The organism is Geodermatophilus sp. SYSU D00766 (assembly GCF_054049915.1).
The window spans coordinates 16,114-36,734 of record NZ_JBJGYI010000029.1; the positions used below are offsets into that span (position 1 = coordinate 16,114).

The following is a 20,621-nucleotide window of genomic DNA, read 5'->3' on the forward strand; positions in this document are numbered from 1 at the left end:
TTGTGTTTGCTCGCGTTTGTCTGCTTTGGTGCATCGACGGATGGAGAGGGGCTCACGTGTCGGGTGGTCGACTCGTCGTCACGACGGCGGTGATGGCCGCGGTCGCGGCCGGGCTGCGGGCGCTCACGCCCGACCTGCCGGCCCTCCCCGCCTCCGGACTCGACCTGCAGCACGTCGTCGACACCTCCGGCCCGGAGACCCTGCTGCTCACCGGGGTCGCTGCGCTCGCCTGGCTGGTGTGGGCCTGGGGCGCCCTCGGGTTGGCCCTCACCGCCCTGTCGGCACTGCCCGGTCTGGCCGGTGCGGCCGCCCGGGTGCTGCTGCGCGGGCTGCTGCCCGCCTCGGGACGGCGCGCCGCCGCCCTGGCCCTGGGCATCGGCCTGGTCGCGGCGCCGGCGCTGACCGCCTGCACGACGACGGCGGGCGCCCCGGTGGTCGTCCCGGCGACCGACACCCGGGCGCCGGCCGTACCCGACTGGCCGCTCCGGGCCCCGCCCCTCGCGGTCCCCGACTGGCCGGCCCCGCCCGGACCCGCGGCCGTCCCAGACCGACCCGGACCCGCAGCGGCCGAGCACGTCGTGCTGCGCGGCGAGTGCCTGTGGTCCATCGCCGAGGCCGACCTGCGGGCGCGCACCGGCCGGCACCCGACCGGTGCGGAGACCCTCGCCGCCGTCGACCGCTGGCACACCGCCAACGCCGCCGTCATCGGCGACGACCCCGACCTCCTACTGCCCGGGCAGGTCCTGCGCCCCCCGGCCTGACCCGACACCCACGGCCGCTCCCCCGGCCCGCGCCGACCGCCACCGACCCGACCCCCGGGAGCCCCCGTGACCGCCTCTCCGCGCTCCGCCACGCCCACCGCCGACCGCGCGCCGCGGCTGACCATCGTCCCCGCGCTGCACCCACCGCTGCGCGGCCCGGTCGTGGCGCTCGTCGACCCGACCACCCCGCCGCCGCGGCCGCCGCACCGCCCCGGACCCCGGCCGGCCGCCGACGGCGGCCGGCGGACCGACCTGCTGGGCCCGGCGTGGTCGACGCGCGCCGGGCTGCCCGACCCGCGCGCTGCCGGTCGGTTGCTGTTCACCACCGTGCTCGAGGCACTGGCCGGGCGGCGGCCGCTGTCCCAGGTCCAGCGGCTGACCGCGCCCGGCGTCCACGGCGCCCTGCTGGCGGGACGGCGCCCGGCGTGGTGCACCGGGGGGACGACGCCGGTTCTGCTCGGGCCGGTGCACGCCTGCGAGCCGGTCGACGGCGTGGCCGAGGTCAGCGCGGTGGCGCGCCGGGCGGGTCGGGCGCACGCGGTCGCGGCGCGGCTGGAGGGCGTCGGTGGGCACTGGCGCTGCACCGCCCTGTCCATCGGGTAGCCGAGCCAGCCAATCAATACGGGCTTGCACAGAAGTGATACGAAGTCGTAGGGTATGCGCCATGTCGGAACAGGGGTCCGCGGGTGCACCACAGATGTCGGTGCTCTTCGACCTCTGGCTGGTCAACCACCTGGTCTCCGGAGCGCTGGACGAGGTCCTCACCGAGGAGGGCGGGCTGTCCGGCGAGGAGTTCGGCTTCTACTCCCTGCTCCGCCGCTTCGGCCCGACCACGGCGACGCAGGTGGCCCGCTGGACGGCGATGCGGCCGACGACCATCTCCACCCAGGTCCGCCGGCTGCAGCAGCGCGGGCACGTGGAGCAGCGGCCCAACCCCGCCGACGGCCGGTCCCGGCTGCTCGCGCTGACCGCGGCCGGCGAGCAGGCCCACGCGCGGGCTGCGGAGACCTTCGTCGCCGCCACCCGGGCACTGGCCGCCGCGCTCGGCCCGGACGAGCCGCGCCAGCGGGCCGCCCTGCAGCGGATGGACGCCGCCCTGCGCGAGGTCGGCGGCCTGGACCCGCGGCCCTACACCGTGGCGACCGCGGAACCGGAGACCACCGCCCGCCTGGCCTACGCGGGCCCGCCGCTGACAGCCGCCGAGGAGGCGCACGTCCGCGCCTACGTCGACTTCGTCCGATCACGACGGCAGGAAGGAACCCGAGATGTCCCCGACCTCCTCCACCCGCCCCGCTGAGCCCACCGTGCTCGACGACGTCCGGGGCACCGTCACCGAGCTGATGACCCGCCACCGCGTGCCGGGTCTCACCGTCGCCGTCACCGGTCCCGACCGGCTGCTGGCCGCCCGGGGCTTCGGGTACGCCGACCTGGCCGCCCGGCGACCGGCCACCGCCGACACCGGCTACCCGTGGTTCTCGATGTCGAAGATCGCCACCGCGACCGTGGCGGTGCGGCTGGCCGACGAGGGCCGGCTGGACCTCGACGCCCCGGTGTGCGAGCTGGTGCCCCGGTTCACCGCCCGCTCGGGACAGCAGCCGCGGGTGCGCCACCTGCTCGACCACACGGCCGGGGCGGGCAACCCCCTGCCGGTGCGCTGGGTGCTGCCGGCCGACGCCCCCGAGGCCGAGGTCGACGCCGCCGTCCGGCGGGTGACGGCGCGGCACGGCCGCCCCACGCGGCCGGCCGGCGCGCCGGCGCGCTACTCCAACCTCGGCTACCTCGTCCTCGCCGAGGTCGTCGCCGCCGTCACCGGGGAGCCCTTCCCCGACCACGTGCGCCGGGCGCTGCTGCAGCCGGCCGGCATGACCGCCACCGGCTACGCGCACCGGCCCGACGGGGAGTACGCGACCGGTTACGTGCGGCTGCCCCGACCGCTGACCCCGGTCCTCCGGGCGGCGCTGCCGGGCGGCATCGTCGGCGACCGGCACGGCGGGCAGGTGGCGCTGCGCCCGTTCCGGGTGGCCGGCGCCGGCTACGGCGGTCTCGTCGGCCCCGCCACCGACGCCGCCCGGCTGCTGCGGCTGCACCTGGCCGAGGGCACCGTCGACGACACCCGGGTCCTGACACCGGCGTCGGCACGCGCGATGCGCACGATCGCCACGCCGGGGCGGCCGTTCGACCTGGGCCTGGGCTGGTTCCGCCGCCCCGCCGACCGCGGCGCCGTCCCGGGCTTCGTCGAGCACTGGGGCACCGGGGGTGGCTTCTGGAACGCGATGCGGCTGTACCCGGACCTCGGCCTGGGGGTCGTCGTCATGGCCAACACCACCCGCGCGTACGACCACCACGCGCTGATGACGGCGGTCGTGGACGCGGTCACCCGGTGAGCCCCGGCCGGTGGCCGGGTGGCAGGACGTGCGCCGGCGCAGGCCCGGAGTAGCGGCACGCGGGGACACCCGGAACGGGACGGGATCGTCCACCGCGACGCGCGGGCCGGGGGTCTCCGCGCGCGGGACGGTACGGGCGCCCGGGCCCCGCGCCGACCACCGTCCGAGGAGGACCCCATGGGCACGACCGACGTGACGCCACGGCCGGACTCCGGGAGCGGCCGGCTCCGGTCCTCCGGATGGGCGGCCGCTCTGGCGGCGGTCCTCCTCACCGCCGGCTGTGCCGTCGCCGGTGCCGGCGGCGTCGCCACCCCACCGGCGGGTCCGACCGGTGCTCCGGCCCCGGCCGCCGACCAGTTCACCCCGGTGGTGGCGTCCACCCTCGACGCGGGATCGGCACCGGTCCTCGGCACCGACGGCCGGCTGCACGTCGTCTACGAGATCCAGCTGACCAACGCCAGGCCCGAGCCGGCGACGCTGCAGGAGATCCGCGTGCTCGACGGCGAGGACCCGGACAGGGAGGTCGCCGTCGTCGGTGGCACCGACCTCGCCGACGTCCTGCGCGACCTCACCGGCAAGACACCGGCCGGTTCCCTGGAGATCGAGCCCTTCGTGTCCCGGCTCGCCCTCCTCCACGTGTCCTTCGGCTCACCGGCCGAGGTCCCCGCGTCCCTCGTCCACCGCTTCGTGCTCACCACCGTGCCGCTGGGCGGGGACGGACCCGAGACGCTGGACTACACCGCCGCGCCCTACGAACTGTCCGGCACGCCGCCCGTCCTCGGACCGCCCCTCGCCGGCGACCGCTGGGTGGCCATCAACGGCTGCTGCGGGGCCGACGGGATCCACCGCGACACCGTCCTCCCGGTGAACGGTCACCTCGCCGACACCCAGCGGTTCGCCATCGACTACATGCGGCTCGACGACGAGGGCCGGCTCGTCACCGGGGACCCGGCGGCCGTGGAGTCCTACCACGCGTACGGTGCCGAGGTCCTCGCGGTGGCCGACGCCACCGTGGTGGCCACCCTCGACGACCTCCCCGACCAGGTGCCGGGTCAACTGCCGGACCCGTCGACCATCACGCTGGCGAACGTCGACGGCAACCACGTGGTCCTGGACCTGGGGGACGGCCACCACGCCTTCTACGCGCACCTGCAGGCGGGGTCGGTCACCGTGGAGCCGGGTGACCGGGTCCGCCGGGGCGAGGTCCTGGGACTGCTGGGCAACAGCGGGAACACCTCCGCCCCGCACCTGCACTTCCACCTCATGGACGGGACCTCGGTCCTCGGCTCCAGCGGCCTGCCCTACACCTACGACGCCTTCGACCTCGTCGGCGCCCTCGACGCCGACCAGTTCGCCGCCGCCACCTCGCTCGAGGGGGTCTGGGACGTGCACCTCCGGCCGGCGCCGGAACCGCGCACGGAGCAGTTCCCGCTCGACCTCGACGTCCTGGACTTCCCGGAGTCCTGACCGGGCAGCGGACGCCGGGCACCACCGCGACGACGACGGCGCCCCGCCGACCTCGACGGGTCGGCGGGGCGCCGGAGGGTGTCGCCGGTGCCGGTGTCAGCGGCCGGCGGCTCCGTGGCAGGCCTTGTACTTCTTGCCCGACCCGCAGGGGCACGGCGCGTTGCGGGCCGGCTCCTTGGTGCCGGTGACGGTGGCGGTCTTGGCCGCCTTCGCCCGGCCGCTCTCCTTCGCCGACGGGTCCAGCGACGGCGCCGAGTAGCTCAGGTTCTCCTGCCGGCGCGGCTCGTCGAGGCCCTTGACCGCCAGCTGCGGGCCGGTGCCCGACGGCGAGGAGGCCGCCGGGGACGGCGCGTCGTCCGCCGGAGCCGCGTGCCGGCCACCGCTGCGCACGCCCGGCCGGCCCGCCGGGGCGCCCGTCGAGCGCCGGGCGGCGGGCTTGGCCGCCGGCTTGGCCACCGACACCGGGGCGGCGGCGGGAGCCGGCACGGCGCCGTCCCCCTCGACCGGGGCTCCGTCCGCCGGAGCGGGGGCCGGGGCGGCAGCGGTCGCGGCGGCCTCCCGGGCGGCGGCCTCCTGGGCGGCGCGCTGGCGGGCGAGCACGCGGGCGGTGCCCTCCTGCGCGGCGGCCAGCGCCTTCGCCTCGGCCTCGGCCTGCTGGGCGCGGGCCTCGGCCTCCTGCTGCTCCTTGGTCTTGACCTCGAGGTTGAACAGGAAGCCGACCGACTCCTCCTTGATGCCGTCGAGCATCGCGGAGAACATGTCGAAGCCCTCGCGCTGGTACTCCACGACCGGGTCGCGGTTGGCCATCGCGCGCAGGTGGATGCCGGCCCGCAGGTAGTCCATCTCGTAGAGGTGCTCGCGCCACTTGCGGTCGAGCACGCTGAGCAGCACCCGCCGCTCGAGCTCGCGCATGACCTCCGCGCCCAGCGCCGCCTCGCGCTCGTCGTAGGCGCGGTGGACGTCGTCGAGCAGCTCCCGCTTGAGCACGTCGGCGGTCAGCGCGGCCTGCTCGCCGTCGGCCACGCGGTCGAGCAGCTCCGCCTGGTCCAGGCCCACCGGGTACAGCGACTTCAACCCCGTCCACAGCTTCTCGAGGTCCCAGTCCTCGGCGTAGCCGGTCTCGGTCGCGCCGTCGACGTAGGCGCCGACGACGTCGTCGAGCATGTGCTGCACCTGCTCGTGCAGGTCCTCGCCGTCGAGGACCTTGCGGCGCTCGTCGTAGATGACCGTGCGCTGCCGGTTGAGGACCTCGTCGTACTTGAGGACGTCCTTGCGGACCTCGAAGTTCTGCTGCTCGACCTGCGTCTGCGCCGAGCGGATGGCCCGGGTGACCATCTTCGACTCGATCGGCTGGTCGTCGGGGACGCGCAGCGTGGTCATCATCGACTCGAGCATCGGGCCGTTGAACCGGCGCATCAGGTCGTCGCCGAGGGAGAGGTAGAACCGCGACTCCCCCGGGTCGCCCTGCCGGCCCGACCGGCCGCGCAGCTGGTTGTCGATGCGGCGGCTCTCGTGCCGCTCGGTGCCCAGCACGTACAGGCCGCCGGCCTCGGCGACCTCCTCGTGCTCGGCCTTGACCTGGTCCTTGGCCGCCTGCAGCGCCTCGTCCCAGGCGGCCTCGTACTCGTCGGGGGTCTCCGACGGCGACAGGCCGCGGGCCCGCAGCACCTCGTCGGCGATGAACTCGGGGTTGCCGCCGAGCTGGATGTCGGTGCCGCGGCCGGCCATGTTGGTGGCCACGGTGACCGCGCCGAGCCGGCCGGCCTGGGCGACGATCGCCGCCTCCCGCGCGTGGTTCTTCGCGTTGAGCACCTCGTGCGGGATGCCCCGGCGCAGCAGCAGCTTGTCGAGGATCTCGGACTTCTCGACGCTGGCGGTGCCGACGAGGACCGGCTGGCCGGCCTCGTGCCGCTCGGCGATGTCGTCGATGACGGCGTCGAACTTCGCCTTCTCCGTCTTGTAGATGACGTCGGAGCGGTCCTCGCGGACCATCGGCCGGTTCGTCGGGATCGGGACGACGCCCAGCTTGTAGGTCTGGGAGAGCTCGGCCGCCTCCGTCTGGGCGGTGCCGGTCATCCCGGAGAGCTTCTCGTAGAGCCGGAAGTAGTTCTGCAGGGTGATCGTGGCGAGCGTCTGGTTCTCGTCCTTGATCTGCACCTTCTCCTTGGCCTCGATGGCCTGGTGCATGCCCTCGTTGTAGCGCCGGCCGGCCAGCACGCGGCCGGTGAACTCGTCGACGATGAGCACCTCGCCGTTGCTGACGATGTACTGCTGGTCGCGGTGGAAGAGCTCCTTGGCCTTCAGCGCGTTGTTCAGGTAGCCGATCAGCGGGGTGTTGACCGCCTCGTAGAGGTTGTCGATGCCGAGCTGGTCCTCGACGAACTCCACGCCCTCCTCGGTGACGGCGACCGTGCGCTTGGCCTCCTCCACCTCGTAGTGCTGGTCGCGCTTCATCAGCGGCACGATCCGGGCGAACTCGACGTACCACTTGCCGGCCGACTCGGCCGGGCCGCTGATGATCAGCGGGGTGCGGGCCTCGTCGATGAGGATGGAGTCGACCTCGTCGACGATCGCGTAGTGGTGGCCGCGCTGCACGAGGTCGGCCTTGGACCAGGCCATGTTGTCGCGCAGGTAGTCGAAGCCGAACTCGTTGTTCGTGCCGTAGGTGATGTCGCAGGCGTACTGCTCGCGGCGGTGGGCCGGCTTCTCCCCGGACAGGATGGTGCCGACGCTGAGGCCGAGGAAGCGGTGCACCCGGCCCATCCACTCGGCGTCGCGCTTGGCCAGGTAGTCGTTGACCGTGACCACGTGCACGCCCTCGCCGGTGAGCGCGTTGAGGTAGGCCGGCAGCACGCCGGTCAGGGTCTTGCCCTCACCGGTGCGCATCTCGGCGATGTTGCCCAGGTGCAGCGCGGCACCGCCCATGAGCTGCACCCGGAAGTGCCGCTGGCCCAGCGTCCGGGTGGCGGCCTCCCGCACGACGGCGAAGGCCTCCGGCAGCAGCTGGTCGAGGGTCTCGCCGTCGTCCAGACGCTGCTTGAACTCGTCGGTCTTGGCGCGCAGCTCGGCGTCGGTCAGGTCGGCGACGTCGTCGGAGAGCAGGTCGATCGCGTCGGCGATCCGCTCCAGTCGACGGACGAGCTTGCCCTCTCCGGCACGGAGGATCCTCGAGAACACCACGGGTCCAGCGTAGGCGGCCCGCCGGGCATGCCGGGGAGGCCGCACGCGGCCCGCGGCGGTTCAGCGCCGGACCAGGCGCCTCTCCCGCGGGTCGAGGACGACCTCCCGGGCCCCCTCGCGCAGGCCGTCGAGCACCGCGCCGACCACCTCGCCGCGGTCGTGCCCGGCGGGCAGCCGGGGCGGGGTGCCGGCGAGCGCCCGGTCGACCAGGCCGGTGTCGACGTGCGGCGGCCGCACGTCGAGGACCGCGATCGACCGGCCGCGCAGCTCCCGCCGCAGCACCGCGGCCCACGCCGACAGCGCCGCCTTGCTCGCCGAGTACTCGGCCATGCCCAGCGTGGGCGCGTCGGCCACGATCGCCGACAGCAGGACGACGGCGCCCCCGTCGGCCAGGTGCGGCAGCGCGGCGCGCACCAGGCTCATCGGCGCCAGCGTGTTGACGGCGAACAGCTCCTCGGTGACCGCGTCGTCGGCCTCGGCGGCCGGCCCGAAGGCGACCACGCCCCACGCGACGACGACGGCGTCGAGGCCCCCGAGGGCCGCCGCGGCGTGCTGCACCGCGGCCCGGACCGCCTCGACGTCGACGGCGTCCGCGGCCCGCGCGGGGGCGCCGCCGAGCTCGGCGGCCAGCGCCTGCAGCCGGCCGTCGTCGCGCCCGGTCAGCGCCACCCGCGCGCCGGCCCCGGCCAGCGCCCGCGCCAGGTCCCCGCCCAGCTCCCCCGTCGCACCGGCCACCAGCACCCGCGCCCCCGCCAGCTCCACGCGCGGCCGGTGCCCGCCGTCCCGGCCACCTAACCTCTCCGCGTGGCCCACGACCCGCACGATCTCGCGCCGGAACTGCTCGTCTTCCTCACCGAGCGGCACCTGGCCACGCTCACCACGCTGCGCGCCGACGGCAGCCCGCACGTCGTCCCCGTCGGCGTCACCTTCGACCCCGCCACCGCCACCGCCCGGGTGATCACCTCGCGCGGGTCGGCCAAGGCGCGGCACGTGCGCGACGGGCAGGCGCGGGTCGCCGTCTGCCAGGTCGAGGGCCGGCGGTGGCTGACCCTGGAGGGGACGGCCGTGGTCCGCGACGACGCCGCCTCGGTGGCCGACGCCGAGGCGCGCTACGCGCAGCGCTACCGCGCCCCCCGGGAGAACCCGCAGCGGGTGGTCCTGGAGATCTCGGTCGACCGGGTGCTGGGCAACGCGTGACCATCAGGGCATGACCGCTCCTCGGCCCCGTCCGGAGGCTCGTCGCGAGCGCGCGAGCGATGAGAGGGACGGGGTCCTTTCGCTGACCGGCGTCGACCTCACCACCGAGGTGGTGAGCACCGCCCGCCTGCTGCTGCGCCCGATGCGCGAGGACGACGTCGACCCCGTCTTCCGGGCCTGCCAGGACCCGACGACCCGGCGCTGGCTGACCGCGCTGCCCTCCCCCTACACCCGGGACTCCGCCGCCGACTTCGTGCTGCGGGTCGCCCCGGGCGGCCGCGCCGCCGGCACCGACCTCGGCTGCGCGATCGAGGCCGACGGCGCGTTCGTCGGCGCCTGCGGCCTGCACCACCTGACCGGCGGCCGGCTGGGGCCGGAGATCGGCTACTGGATCGCCCCGTGGGCCCGCCGGCGCGGCTACGCGGCGGAGGCCGCCGCGGGGCTGGCGGTCTGGGCGCTCACCCGCGGGGCGCCGCGGGTGCACCTGTTCACCGACGTGGCGAACAGCCCGTCGCAGGCGGTGGCGCGCCGCGCGGGCTTCACCGAGGAGGGCGTGGTGCGCCGGTGCCTGGAGTACCCGGACGGCACGCGCGGCGACGCGGTGCTCTTCGGCCGGGTGGCCGGCGACTGAGCGCGGGGACCCGGCGAGGCGGCCGGGTCCCCGCGAGGGGTCAGCGCGGGACGACCGTGGGCTCGGTCGGGGCGGGTCGGGCGGAGGCCGACCCGGCGGTGGTGGACGCGGCGGTGCTGGATGCGGCGGTGCCGGCCTCGCCGATCGGCGGGTCGACGAGCCGGATGAGGCCGTAGTCGAAGGCGTGCCGCCGGTAGACGACCGTCGGGCGGCCGGTGTCGGCGCAGTGGAAGAGGTAGAAGTCGTGCCCCACGAGCTCCATCTCGAGCAGGGCCTGGTCGACGGTCATCGGGGTGGCGGGGTGGTGCTTCTCCCGCACGACCCGCCCCGGCAGGTGCTCGTCGGGGTCGGTGGCCAGCGGTTCGCCGTCGACCTGCAGGCCGGGCTGCTGCCCGAGCTGCTCGTCGAGGTCGGGGACGCCCACCGCCGGGGTCTGCAGCGGGGCGGCGTCGGCGGCGGACACGCGGACGCTGGGCGGCGTGCGCCGGCCGTGGTGCACGCGCCGACGGTCGTTGGCGCGGCGCAGGCGGTTGTCGAGCTTGGCGCAGCTCAGGTCGAGGGCGGCGTAGAAGTCCGGCGCGCTGGCCTCGGCGCGGACCACGGGGCCCTTGCCGCGCAGGGTGATCTCCACGCGCTGGCAGTTGGCGGATTGTCGGGGGTTCTTCTCGTGGAACAACTCGACGTCGATGCGGGACAGCTTGCCGTCGAACCGCTCGAGCTGGCCGACCTTGTCCTCCACGTGCTGCCGGTAGTGCTCCGGCACCTCGACGTTGCGGCCACGGACCACGATCTCCATAGGACCTCCCGGTCGTCGGGTGTGACCGATGCCACGCTAGTCGCTGTCCAGGGGGCCGGACAGTCGATCGAGACGGTCTCGCTATGACTCCCCGGCGGCCATCCGGGATCGGTCTGACGACCCCCCTGGCGGCCGCGCGGGAAGGGCGCGGGCGGCCGGTCGCGGGGTGGCGGCGACCACGGCGGCCAACAGCGGGACGTCGCCGTCGCGGCGGATCGCGGTCAGCCCGGCGGCCGCCTGGGTGAGCGTCGCGCCGCTGGTGACGACGTCGTCGACGACCACGAGCACCGCTCCGGACGGCACCGCGGCCCGCCGTGCGCTGAAGGTCCCGGCGAGGTTGGCCCGCCGCTCGGCGGCGCCCAGCCCGGCCGAGTCGCGCACCCGGCCGGTGCGGGCGAGCAGGCGGGCCTGCCGGGCGTCGACGCCGGCCGCCCTCAGCTCGGCCACGGCGGCGACGGCGAGCTCGCGCACGTGGTCGCGCCCGCGCGCCCGCAGCGCGGCCCGGCTCGGCGGCACCGGGACCAGCAGCAGCGGCCGGCCGGGCAGCAGCGCGGCGTGCACGCCGGCGGCGAGGGCCAGCGCGGCGCCCAGCGGCCCGGCCAGCTCCGCCCGGCCGCGCTCCTTGAAGGCGACCACCGCCGGGCGCACCGGCCCGGCGTAGGCGCCGGCGGCCACGGTCGGCGGCATCCCCCACGGCACCCGCCGCGGTGCGGCCTCCCGCGGCCGGGTCAGCAGTGCGCCGCAGCGCCGGCACAGCACCGGCCCGGGGACACCGCAGCCGGCGCAGGTGCGCGGCAGGACGAGGTCGGCGAGGGCCGCCGCGAGCGCGCGCACCGCTCCACCCTGCGGCGGGCGGCGGCCGCCCGGGCGGCCGTCGAGGCATCTGTGGACGGGCCGGCCGCCGACCTCACACGGGGTAGAACGGCTCGGTGCCGGGCACCGGCTGCTGGCCGCGGATGAGGGTCACCCAGGTGCCGCCCGACAGCTCCCACACCGAGCCGCCGGCGCTCACCAGCGGGTCCTGCCCCGGTGCGGCGGCCAGGGCCGTGGGCGGGCTGGGCAGACCGGCGGTGGGCACCTCCTCCAGCCCCCAGCCGTCGACGCCCACGAGGAAGGGCCGGACCCCCTCCTCCCCACCGTCGGCCGCGAGCACCATGAGCCGGCCGGCCGTCCGCCAGGCGACGTCGGAGACCGCGCCCAGCGACGGCACGACCTCGCGCAGGTCGCGCAGGACGACCGACCCGTCGTCGGAGCGCACCACGATGCCCACGTACAGGTCGGAGGTGTCGCCGTTGCGGACGACGACGGCGGCGCGGACCCCGTCGGGCGAGAGCTGCAGCGCCGTCGCCCGGCCGCGCTCGGCCAGGGTGGGGGCGTTGACCGGCTGCGGCGACCCGCCGGCGGGCACCCGCACGACGGTCGTCTCGTCGCGGACCACCCAGAACTCCGACCGGGTCGCGGCGACGGTGGGCACCGACAGCCGGCCCGCGGGGGGCATCACCGGGGCGAGGTCCTGGCCGTAGCGGCCGGCCAGCAGGGACGCCGTCCCGCCGCTGACCGAGACGCCCACCATCTCGGTCAGCGCGCTGGTGCGCGGGTCGGCCGACACCGCGGCGGCGGTGAGGGCGTAGGCGCCGGTGCCGGCCGGTCCGGGCGCGGGCTGGGCGTCGACGGTCATCAGCCGCCCGGCGTCGAGGTAGTGCCCGCCGGCGTCGGCGGGCACCGACTCGGGGCTGAAGGCGGCCCAGTCGTCGGAGCGCTGCACGGCCGGCGGGCCCTCCAGCGGCAGCGGGTCGCCGTTGGTGGTGATCTCCACGGAGCTGACGCCGTCGAGCTGGTCGAGGGTCCAGACCAGCTGGGCGCACAGCTGCGACAGCTGGGCCGGCGGGGTGTCGCCGAGGCCGGCGAGGTCGACGGTGACGGTGGACCCCGAGACGGTCACCGCCCGGGTCAGCGTGACCCCGGCGAGGGCGTTGTCGACGCCGGCGGCGAGCGCCGGGGACGGGCCGTCGATCAGCCGCTGCACGAGCGTCGTCGGCTGGGCCTCCCCGCCGAGCAGGTAGCGCGGGTCGGGCACCACCCGCTGCCCGGTCGGGTCGACGAAGTAGGCGGCGAGGTCGTCGTAGAGCCGCTCGAAGTCGGGCACGAGCATGACCAGGCCCTCGGGCGGGTTGGCGATCCGCCACTGCCCGCCGACCTCGGCGAGGGCGAACTCGTGGGTGAACACCCCGGTGCCGGAGGCCGCGGTGAACACCCCGCGGGGGTCGATGGTGCCCACCAGCTCACCGGTCATGGCGACGGTGCCCGCGTCGGTGGTGACCGTGGCGTAGTCGGCGCCGACCAGGGTGATGCCGGTCTCGTCGGACCAGGTGGCCGCGGCGTCGGGGGTCAGGTGGTCGCGGGCGACCGGGTGCCGCTGCACGGTGCTGGCCGCGGCGTCGACGAAGCCCCGCACGATCTCCTCCGGCGGGGCGTCGGGGGCCGGGCCGATCGGCTCGATGCCCACCTCGCCGGCCGGGCGGGCCGGCGCCTCGGTGATCGCCACCGGCGAGGACGAGGAGGGCACGGTGGAGCAGGCCGGGAGCAGCCCCAGCACGAGCGCCGCGACGACGGCCGGGCCGCGTCTCACCGCCGCACCGCCGGCCGCCGCACGATCGTCGGGCGCAGGGGCAGCGGGGAGCTGGTCAGGTCGGCACCGGCGCTGAGCGGGACGGTGAGCCGGAACTGCGCGCCGAGCCCCGGCTGGCCCCAGACCTGCAGCCAGCCGCCGTGCAGCCGGGCGTCCTCGAGGCTGATCGACAGGCCCAGGCCGCTGCCGCCGACGGTGCGCACCCGGGAGGGGTCGGCCCGCCAGAACCGGTCGAAGACGTGCTGCGCGTCGGCCGAGGACAGCCCGACGCCGTGGTCGCGGACGGTCACCGCGGCCGCCGTCCGGTTGGCCGCCAGCGTCACCTCGACCGGCTTGCCGCTGCCGTGCTCGATGGCGTTGCCCACCAGGTTGCGCAGGATGCGCTCCACCCGGCGGGCGTCGACCTCGGCGATCACCGGGTCGGGCGGGCAGGTCACCTGCAGCTCGCAGCCGTGCCGCTCGGCCAGCGCCGACATCCCGTCGGTCACCCGCCCGACGAGGACGCCGAGGTCGGTGGGCGCCCAGTCGAGGACGGCGGCCCCGGCGTCGTAGCGGCTGATCTCGAGCAGGTCCGACAGCAGCCGCTCGAAGCGGTCGAGCTCCTCGTGCAGCAGCTCGGCCGAGCGGGCCACGTGCGCCGGGAAGTCCCCGCGCGACTCGTGGAGCACCTCGGCGGCCATCTGCACGGTGGTCAGCGGGGTGCGCAGCTCGTGGCTGACGTCGCTGGTGAAGCGCTGCTGCAACTGCGACAGGCCCTCCAGCTGGGTGATCTGCCGCTGCAGGCTGTCGGCCATGGCGTTGAAGCTGGTGGCCAGCCGGGCCAGGTCGTCCTCGCCGCGGACGGCCATCCGTTCCTCGAGCTGCCCCTCGGCCAGCCGCTGCGCGGTGCCGGCCGCGCGGCGCACGGGGTCGACCACCAGCCGGGTGACCAGCACCCCGATGCCCGCGACGAAGAGGGTCAGCGCGATGCCGCTGATCGCCACCGTGCTGCGGATCAGCGAGAGCGTCTCCTCCTCCTGGTCGAGGGGGAAGGCGTAGTACAGCTCGATCTGGCCCGCCGACGACGCCCCGCCGGGGACCTGGGACCCGACCAGCAGCGTCGGCCGGGGCTGGCCGGACCGGTTGGGGACCATCGCGTACTGGTAGGACTGCCCGCCGCCCCGGACGTCGGCGCGCAGCCCGTCGGGCAGCGCCGAGTAGATCCCGGGCCGGCTGGACGCCGGCGGCCGCTCGGTGTCGCCGGTCCGGTAGACCATGACGACGTCGAAGCTGCCGGCCGACCCGCCCCGGGTGAGCAGCTGCTTGACGGTGCGGTCCAGCGTCGTCCGCACGCTGGCCGCGTCCCCGGCGGCGATGCCGACCACCTCGGTCTGGGCGTAGAAGACGCCCGACTGCACCTGGTCGATGGCCGCCTGCTCCTTGACGGTGAGCAGCTGGGTGCGGATCTGGCTGAACAGCACCAGGCTGACGATGACGACGACCGTGCCGGCCACCACCATCGTGATCGCGCCGATGCGCACGTGCAGCGAGGACCGCCAGGCCGAGACCGCGGCGGCCAGCAGCGCGCGGCCGGCCCGCCGGGCCCGGCCGGCCCGCCGGCGCACGCCGCGGCGCAGCGTGGGCAGGTCGCGCGGCAGCCGCCGGGCGGTGCGCGGTGCGGCCGGTGCGGGGACCCCGGTGTCCCCGGTGTCGTCGGTGTCCTCGGCGGCGGGGGCGGCCCGCTCGGTGGTGCTCACCGGCGCACCCGCGGGGCGCAGGTCACGGCGGGCCGGCCTTGTAGCCCACGCCGCGGACGGTCAGCACGATCTCGGGCTTCTCGGGGTCGCGCTCGATCTTGGCGCGCAGCCGCTGCACGTGGACGTTGACCAGCCGGGTGTCGGCGGCGTGGCGATAGCCCCACACCTGCTCGAGCAGCAGCTCGCGGGTGAACACCTGGCGGGGCTTGCGGGCCAGCGCCACCAGCAGGTCGAACTCCAGCGGGGTGAGGGCGATCGCCTGGCCGTCGCGGGTCACCTGGTGGGCCGGGACGTCGATCTGCACGTCGCCGATGGCCAGCGTCTCGGCCTGCCCGGTCTCGCCGCGGCGCAGCTGCGCGCGCACCCGGGCCACCAGCTCCACCGGCTTGAACGGCTTGGTCACGTAGTCGTCGGCACCGGCCTCGAGACCCTGGACGACGTCGATGGTGTCGCCCTTGGCGGTGAGCATGACGATCGGGACGGTGGACTGGGCCCGGATGTCCTGGGCGATCTGCAGCCCGTTGCGGCCGGGCAGCATGAGGTCGAGCAGGACGATGTCGGGCCGCGTCTGCTGGAACACCGACAGCGCCCGGTTGCCGTCGGAGACGAAGGCGGGGTCGTAGCCCTCCCGCCGCAGCACGATGCCGAGCATCTCGGCGAGGGCGGCGTCGTCGTCGACGACCAGGACGCGGCCGCGACTGGGCCCGTTGTTCGCTGCGGTCGGAGGCACGAGACCATTCTGCGACGTCACGGGCCGATCACGGCGGCGCCAGACCGGCGTGCCGGTCCGGCGCCGCCCGTGGTGCCCGGATCGGGCCGGGTGGGGCCGGGATCAGGTGACCTGATCCCCGGGCGTCCTCCCCCACGTCCCACCGTGAGGGAGGACGCCGCACGGTGAGGGAGGACCCGCCACGATCAGGTCACCTGATCGTGGCGCGCGGGGCCCTCCGTCAGTAGCGGTAGTGATCGCTCTTGTAGGGACCCTCGACCGGCACGCCGATGTAGTCGGCCTGCACCTTGGTCAGCTCGGTGAGCCGCACGCCGAGCGCGGCGAGGTGCAGCCGGGCCACGTGCTCGTCGAGCTTCTTCGGCAGCACCGTGACCGACGGCTCCCGACCCTCGTACGCGGCCCGGTTGCCCCACAGCTCGATCTGGGCGAGGACCTGGTTGGAGAACGAGGCGCTCATGACGAAGCTGGGGTGCCCGGTGGCGTTGCCCAGGTTCAGCAGCCGGCCCTCGGAGAGCACGATGATCGTGTGGCCGTCGGCGAACCGCCACTCGTCGACCTGCGGCTTGATGGTGGTCCGCTCGATCCCGGGGGTACGGGCCAGCCCGGCGATGTCGATCTCGTTGTCGAAGTGGCCGATGTTGCCCACGATCGCCTGGTGCTTGGTCCGGGCGAGCTGCTCGGCGGTGATGACGTCGCGGTTGCCGGTGGCGGTGATGATGAAGTCCGCCTTGCCGATGACCTCGTCGAGCGTGGCCACCTCGTAGCCGTGCATCGCCGCCTGCAGCGCGTTGATCGGGTCGATCTCGGTGACGATCACCCGGGCGCCCTGGCCGCGCAGCGACTCCGCGCAGCCCTTGCCGACGTCGCCGTAGCCGCACACCACGGCCACCTTGCCGCCGATCATGACGTCGGTGGCGCGGTTGATGCCGTCGATGAGCGAGTGGCGGCAGCCGTAGAGGTTGTCGAACTTGCTCTTGGTGACCGAGTCGTTGACGTTGATCGCCGGGAACAGCAGCCGGCCGTCGCGGGCCAGCTCGTACAGGCGCATGACGCCGGTGGTCGTCTCCTCGGTGACACCGCGGATGCCCTGGCCGATGCGGGTCCAGTAGCCGGCGTCGCCGGCCAGGCTCTCGCGCAGCGCGGCGAGGATGACGCCGTACTCCTCCGAGTCGGACCCGGTGGTCTCCGGGACGGCGCCCTCGGCCTCGAAGCGGGTGCCCAGGTGCACCAGCAGCGTGGCGTCACCGCCGTCGTCGAGGAGCATGTTCGGGCCGACGACGGCGCCGTCCTCGTCGCGGAACTCGAACAGCCGCTGGGTGCACCACCAGTACTCCTCCAGCGTCTCGCCCTTCCAGGCGAACACCGGCACGCCGGCGGGCTGCTCGGGGGTGCCGTCGCCGACGACGACCGCGGCGGCAGCGTGGTCCTGGGTGGAGAAGATGTTGCAGGAGACCCAGCGGACGTCGGCGCCGAGCGCGACGAGGGTCTCGATGAGGACGGCGGTCTGCACGGTCATGTGCAGGGAGCCGGCGATCCGGGCGCCGGCGAGCGGCTGCGCGTCGCCGTACTCGGCGCGCAGCGCCATCAGGCCGGGCATCTCGTGCTCGGCGAGGGAGATCTCCTTGCGGCCGAAGCCGGCCAGGGAGAGGTCGGCGACCTTGAAGTCGCCACCGGTCAGGGTGCTGGTCATGTCGCTCCAGGGATCGGCCCGGTCGCGAGGCCGGGCGAGTCGGATGCGTGTTCGCTGCGATCCCCGCGCACGGCGGGGAGAGCGAGCATGCCGAGGCTTCGGCGGGGCTCGTGCCGTCGTCGAGCATACCGCCGGCCCGCCGCAGCCTCAGGACTCGCAGCCGACCCCGTCCCCGTCGCCGTCGAGGGCCGGGTTCCACCCGGGCTCGCCCTCGCGGATCGGCGCGGCGCCCGCGGCCCGGACCGCGGCGCAGTCGGCGTACGGCTGCCGGTCCGGCGGCGGCGTCTGCTGGGCCGGCAGCGGGGTGCCGCCGGGCAGCGGCTCGTCCGGGCAGGTGCCGAGCACCGTGGCGGCCGCGTCGCGCTCCGCGGCGGTCATCCACAGCCCGTACTCGAGCTTGACCGCGACCTGGCGGGCCACGTAGGCGCAGCGGGAGGAGCGGTCCGGCGGCAGCCAGGTGGCGGCGTCGGAGTCGCCCTTGGCCTGGTTGAGCGGCCCGTCGACGGCGAGCAGGTTCAGCGGGTCGTTGGCGAACTCGGTCCGGCGGGCGTCGTCCCACTCCCGGGCGCCCTTCTGCCAGGCGTCCGACAGCGCGACGACGTGGTCGATCTGCACCGCCTCGCTGGTGCCCTCGCCGCGGCGGAACTCGATGGTGCGGCCGGAGTAGGGGTCGGCCAGGGTGCCCGCGACGACGACGCAGTCACTGCCCGGCCGGAACTGCACCGCGGTGAGGTCGCGGGCGAGGACGTCGTTGCGGGTGTCGCAGCCGTTGCGGTCGGTGTCGGCCCAGGCCTCGCCGAACTCGTCGCGGTCGTAGCCGGTGCGCGGCGCCCGGCCGCGCACCGGCACGGAGTCCAGCGCCTCCAGGGCGCTGGTCCCGGCACCGGGCGGGGCGGCCGCCGGCTCGTCGACGACGTCGCAGCCGGCGAGCCCGCTGCCGACGACCACGGCGACGGCCGTGACCAGGAGGCGGCGCGGGACGGGACGGGGACGCGGGTGCACGGGACTCCCGGGATGCGGGGAGTCCCGACGCTAGGCCGGATCCGGTCGCCGACGTGGGTGCCACGCCCGGGACGGGCCGTCAGCGACGCCGGCGGCGGCGGCGCCCGGTCGCCCACCAGACGACGGCCTGCACCACCGCGACGACGCCCGCGGCGAGGGCTGCCAGGGCGCCGGTCCGCAGCCCCGGGGCCTCGTACCGGAGGACGAGCTCGTGCTCCCCGGCCGGGACCTCGACGCTGACCAGGCCGGCCGGCCCGTCGGTCACCTCGACGGGCCGGCCGTCGACGGTCGCGGTGTACCCCGGCCAGGCCAGCCGGGCGAACAGGACCTCCCCGGCCGCATCGGCCCGGTAGCCGACGACCTCGCGGTCGGACCGGTAGCCGACGAGCTCGCGGTCGAGCCGGGCGGTGTCCTCGACGACGTCGACGCCCGGTGCTGACCACGACACCCGCCCCTCGCCGGTCAGCGGCTGCTCGCGCACCCAGACCACGCGCGCGTCGCTGACCTCGGCGACGGCCCACCCGGGCGGCGGCGGGGTGTCGGCGACGTCGGGCACCAGGACGCGCTGCACGACGAGGGTGGACACCCGCAGCGCGTCGACCAGCGGCACCGGGACGCCCTCCCCGGTGGGCTGCCACAGCCGGTCCCACGCGTCGGCACAGGGCTCGCCGCGGTAACCCATGCACAGCTCGTCGCCGAACTCGTCGAACCCGATGCCGGTGTAGCTGCCGACCGTCTCGTGCCCGACCAGCTGCTGCATGTTGCCGAACAGGAGCTCGCCGCGGCGCATCTGCTCGGTCGTGACGCCGTTCATCGTGGCCACCTGCAGGACCGTCCCCCGGTAGGGAGCGGCGCCCTCCTGCATCGCCGCCACGTCGGACGGCGCCCGCCACAGCACGCCGTCCGGCCGGTAGGGGAACGTGCCGCCCTGCAGGGCGACGACGGCCGCGGTCCCGGCGACCAGGACGGCCCCCAGCGCGGGCAGGCCGCGCCGGTGGTGGGCGAGGACGGCGAGGGCGGTGCCGGCGGCGACGAGCGCCAGGGCGGTGAGGTGGGTCCCGCCCAGCCCCGACGGCTGCACCGCCCACGCCAGGTAGGTCCCGCCGCCGACGATCGCGGCGCTGGCAACGGCCCGGCGGCGCCAGGCAGCCGTGGTCAGCCCCGCCGAGAGCGCGACGGCGAACAGGACCGCCACCGACAGGTAGAGGTAGTCGACGAACCGGATCGGCCAGCGGAACAGCCACAGGTTGGACGGGCCGAGCGTGAGCACCAGGAAGACGCTCCCCGTCACCACGGTGCCCAGCAGGAGACGCAGGCGACGGCGCAGCCGGTCCCACCGCAGCCACGGCAGCAGCGGCAGGACGAACCAGGCGAGGTAGACCGACGGCCGGGTCTCGAGGACGCCCTCCCAGTACGTCATCGAGGGCAGGTAGCTCGGGGAGCTGCCGGCGGCGAGGTCGCCGAGGTCGGGGACGAGGAAGGTGTCGTTGGCCAGGCCCGCCAGGTCCGAGCGCCAGGAGACCTCGTTGGTGGCCAGCAGCGGCAGGTACACCGGCAGCGCCACCGCGCCGACGCACAGGCCCACCACGGCCAGGTGCACCAGCCGGCCGGTCCGGCGCCGGACCAGCAGCTCCACGGCCAGGCCGAGGAGCACGACGACGACGCCGCAGGCGCCGTAGGGGCTGCCCGTCGTCATGGCGAGGGCGCCGAACACGACCGGCACGAGCGGGTTGAGCCGGCCCCGGGTGTGTCGGTGCGCCGCCCACCAGAACCAGGTGACCCAGGTGAAGGCCATCAGGTGGTACGGCCAGCCCCCGGCCTCGTAGAAGAGCGCGAAGCCGGAGAACGGGACGGCGACGCCCACCGCCGCGGCCGGCCAGCGGTGGGCGCCGTGGCTGCGGGCCAGCAGGAAGGTGCCCATGGCGAGCAGGCCGAGGAACTGCACCGAGACGACGGCGGCGGCGAGCGCGAGGTCGTCGAAGCGCGAGACGAGGACGAACTCGGCCAGGTTGACCGGGTTCCAGATGCCGGTCAGCGCCTCGCCGGCGTTGTTGCCGCCCATCCACGCCGCCGGGTCCATGGGCACCGGCCACCGCCCGGCCAGCAGGTCCTCGCCGAAGCGGTGCCACATCGGCATGTTCTGGTCGTACTGGTCCCCGGCGTAGTAGACGAACTCGCCGAGCAGGTACGGGAGCCACCCGACCAGCCACGTCACGACGCCCACGGCCAGGGCGACCAGCCACTCCGGCACCCGGCGGCGCCGGGCGGGCCGCACCCGCGAGGGGCCCGACGGCGCCGTGCGGTCCTCCGGGTCGACGACCGTCGCGCGGACCTCGTCGTCGTACGTCGAGGCGGTCACCGGCTCCCCCGGTGCGCGGCAGGCGTGCGGCCGGCGCGCTCGCGGTCGACGGGCGCGGG

The 20,621-nt window shown here is 75.6% G+C and carries 17 protein-coding genes; 7 read left to right on the plus strand and 10 right to left on the minus strand.

Features of this window, described 5'->3' with window-relative positions; genetic code table 11:
* Positions 1 to 56 precede the first annotated feature (56 nt).
* The 5 genes from ACI8AD_RS18310 to ACI8AD_RS18330 all read left to right on the plus strand — a co-directional run bounded on the left by ACI8AD_RS18310 (position 57) and on the right by ACI8AD_RS18330 (position 4,612).
* Positions 57 to 761, plus strand: coding sequence for a LysM peptidoglycan-binding domain-containing protein (locus ACI8AD_RS18310; RefSeq protein ID WP_456871954.1), 705 nt, complete (start codon positions 57 to 59; stop codon positions 759 to 761).
* A 66-nt stretch (positions 762 to 827) separates the two neighbouring features.
* On the plus strand, positions 828 to 1,364 hold the full coding sequence (locus ACI8AD_RS18315) for an Rv3235 family protein (protein WP_456871955.1): 537 nt from the start codon (positions 828 to 830) through the stop codon (positions 1,362 to 1,364).
* A gap of 61 nt (positions 1,365 to 1,425) precedes the next feature.
* Entirely contained in the window at positions 1,426 to 2,058 is a 633-nt protein-coding gene (locus ACI8AD_RS18320) for a MarR family winged helix-turn-helix transcriptional regulator (protein WP_456871956.1), read from the plus strand.
* Positions 2,027 to 3,145 carry a serine hydrolase domain-containing protein gene (locus tag ACI8AD_RS18325; RefSeq protein WP_456871957.1) on the plus strand — a complete coding sequence of 373 codons (1,119 nt, stop codon included), beginning with the start codon at positions 2,027 to 2,029 and terminating at the stop codon, positions 3,143 to 3,145. The genes ACI8AD_RS18320 and ACI8AD_RS18325 overlap by 32 nt, the downstream gene beginning before the upstream one ends.
* A gap of 177 nt (positions 3,146 to 3,322) precedes the next feature.
* Positions 3,323 to 4,612 carry a M23 family metallopeptidase gene (locus tag ACI8AD_RS18330; protein ID WP_456871958.1) on the plus strand — a complete coding sequence of 430 codons (1,290 nt, stop codon included), beginning with the start codon at positions 3,323 to 3,325 and terminating at the stop codon, positions 4,610 to 4,612.
* A gap of 96 nt (positions 4,613 to 4,708) precedes the next feature.
* Here ACI8AD_RS18330 and secA read toward each other — a convergent pair whose 3' ends face one another.
* Complete coding sequence (gene secA, locus ACI8AD_RS18335) at positions 4,709 to 7,792, minus strand: preprotein translocase subunit SecA (protein ID WP_456871959.1); 3,084 nt, start codon at positions 7,790 to 7,792, stop codon at positions 4,709 to 4,711.
* 60 nt (positions 7,793 to 7,852) lie between these two features.
* The gene (locus tag ACI8AD_RS18340) at positions 7,853 to 8,554 is read right to left on the minus strand and encodes an SDR family NAD(P)-dependent oxidoreductase (RefSeq protein WP_456871960.1); all 702 of its coding nucleotides are present in this window, start codon (positions 8,552 to 8,554) and stop codon (positions 7,853 to 7,855) included.
* 42 nt (positions 8,555 to 8,596) lie between these two features.
* Between ACI8AD_RS18340 and ACI8AD_RS18345 the strand changes: the two genes are divergently transcribed.
* Together ACI8AD_RS18345 and ACI8AD_RS18350 are read left to right on the plus strand one after the other, a co-directional pair.
* Positions 8,597 to 8,989 (plus strand): pyridoxamine 5'-phosphate oxidase family protein, encoded by a 393-nt coding sequence (locus ACI8AD_RS18345; protein WP_456871961.1) that lies wholly within the window; start codon positions 8,597 to 8,599, stop codon positions 8,987 to 8,989.
* A gap of 112 nt (positions 8,990 to 9,101) precedes the next feature.
* The gene (locus ACI8AD_RS18350) at positions 9,102 to 9,620 is read left to right on the plus strand and encodes a GNAT family N-acetyltransferase (RefSeq protein WP_456871962.1); all 519 of its coding nucleotides are present in this window, start codon (positions 9,102 to 9,104) and stop codon (positions 9,618 to 9,620) included.
* Positions 9,621 to 9,660: 40 nt separating this feature from the next.
* Here the strand turns inward: ACI8AD_RS18350 and hpf are convergent, their stop codons facing one another.
* From hpf to ACI8AD_RS18390, 8 genes are all read right to left on the minus strand, one after another.
* Entirely contained in the window at positions 9,661 to 10,416 is a 756-nt protein-coding gene (hpf, locus tag ACI8AD_RS18355) for a ribosome hibernation-promoting factor, HPF/YfiA family (protein ID WP_456871963.1), read from the minus strand.
* Positions 10,417 to 10,497: 81 nt separating this feature from the next.
* Complete coding sequence (locus ACI8AD_RS18360; protein ID WP_456871964.1) at positions 10,498 to 11,250, minus strand: ComF family protein; 753 nt, start codon at positions 11,248 to 11,250, stop codon at positions 10,498 to 10,500.
* Positions 11,251 to 11,323: 73 nt separating this feature from the next.
* Positions 11,324 to 13,045, minus strand: a complete 1,722-nt coding sequence (locus ACI8AD_RS18365) for an LpqB family beta-propeller domain-containing protein (RefSeq protein ID WP_456871965.1) — start codon at positions 13,043 to 13,045, stop codon at positions 11,324 to 11,326.
* Positions 13,042 to 14,781, minus strand: coding sequence for an MtrAB system histidine kinase MtrB (mtrB, locus tag ACI8AD_RS18370; protein ID WP_456871966.1), 1,740 nt, complete (start codon positions 14,779 to 14,781; stop codon positions 13,042 to 13,044). Before mtrB ends, ACI8AD_RS18365 begins: the two co-directional genes overlap by 4 nt.
* 22 nt (positions 14,782 to 14,803) lie before the next feature.
* Entirely contained in the window at positions 14,804 to 15,511 is a 708-nt protein-coding gene (gene mtrA / locus ACI8AD_RS18375) for an MtrAB system response regulator MtrA (RefSeq protein ID WP_089402256.1), read from the minus strand.
* 220 nt (positions 15,512 to 15,731) lie between these two features.
* Positions 15,732 to 17,201, minus strand: coding sequence for an adenosylhomocysteinase (gene ahcY / locus ACI8AD_RS18380; RefSeq protein WP_456871967.1), 1,470 nt, complete (start codon positions 17,199 to 17,201; stop codon positions 15,732 to 15,734).
* A 147-nt stretch (positions 17,202 to 17,348) separates the two neighbouring features.
* On the minus strand, positions 17,349 to 18,203 hold the full coding sequence (locus ACI8AD_RS18385; RefSeq protein WP_456871968.1) for a GmrSD restriction endonuclease domain-containing protein: 855 nt from the start codon (positions 18,201 to 18,203) through the stop codon (positions 17,349 to 17,351).
* 79 nt (positions 18,204 to 18,282) lie between these two features.
* Entirely contained in the window at positions 18,283 to 20,562 is a 2,280-nt protein-coding gene (locus ACI8AD_RS18390; RefSeq protein WP_456871969.1) for a hypothetical protein, read from the minus strand.
* Between the last annotated feature and the right edge of the window lie 59 nt (positions 20,563 to 20,621).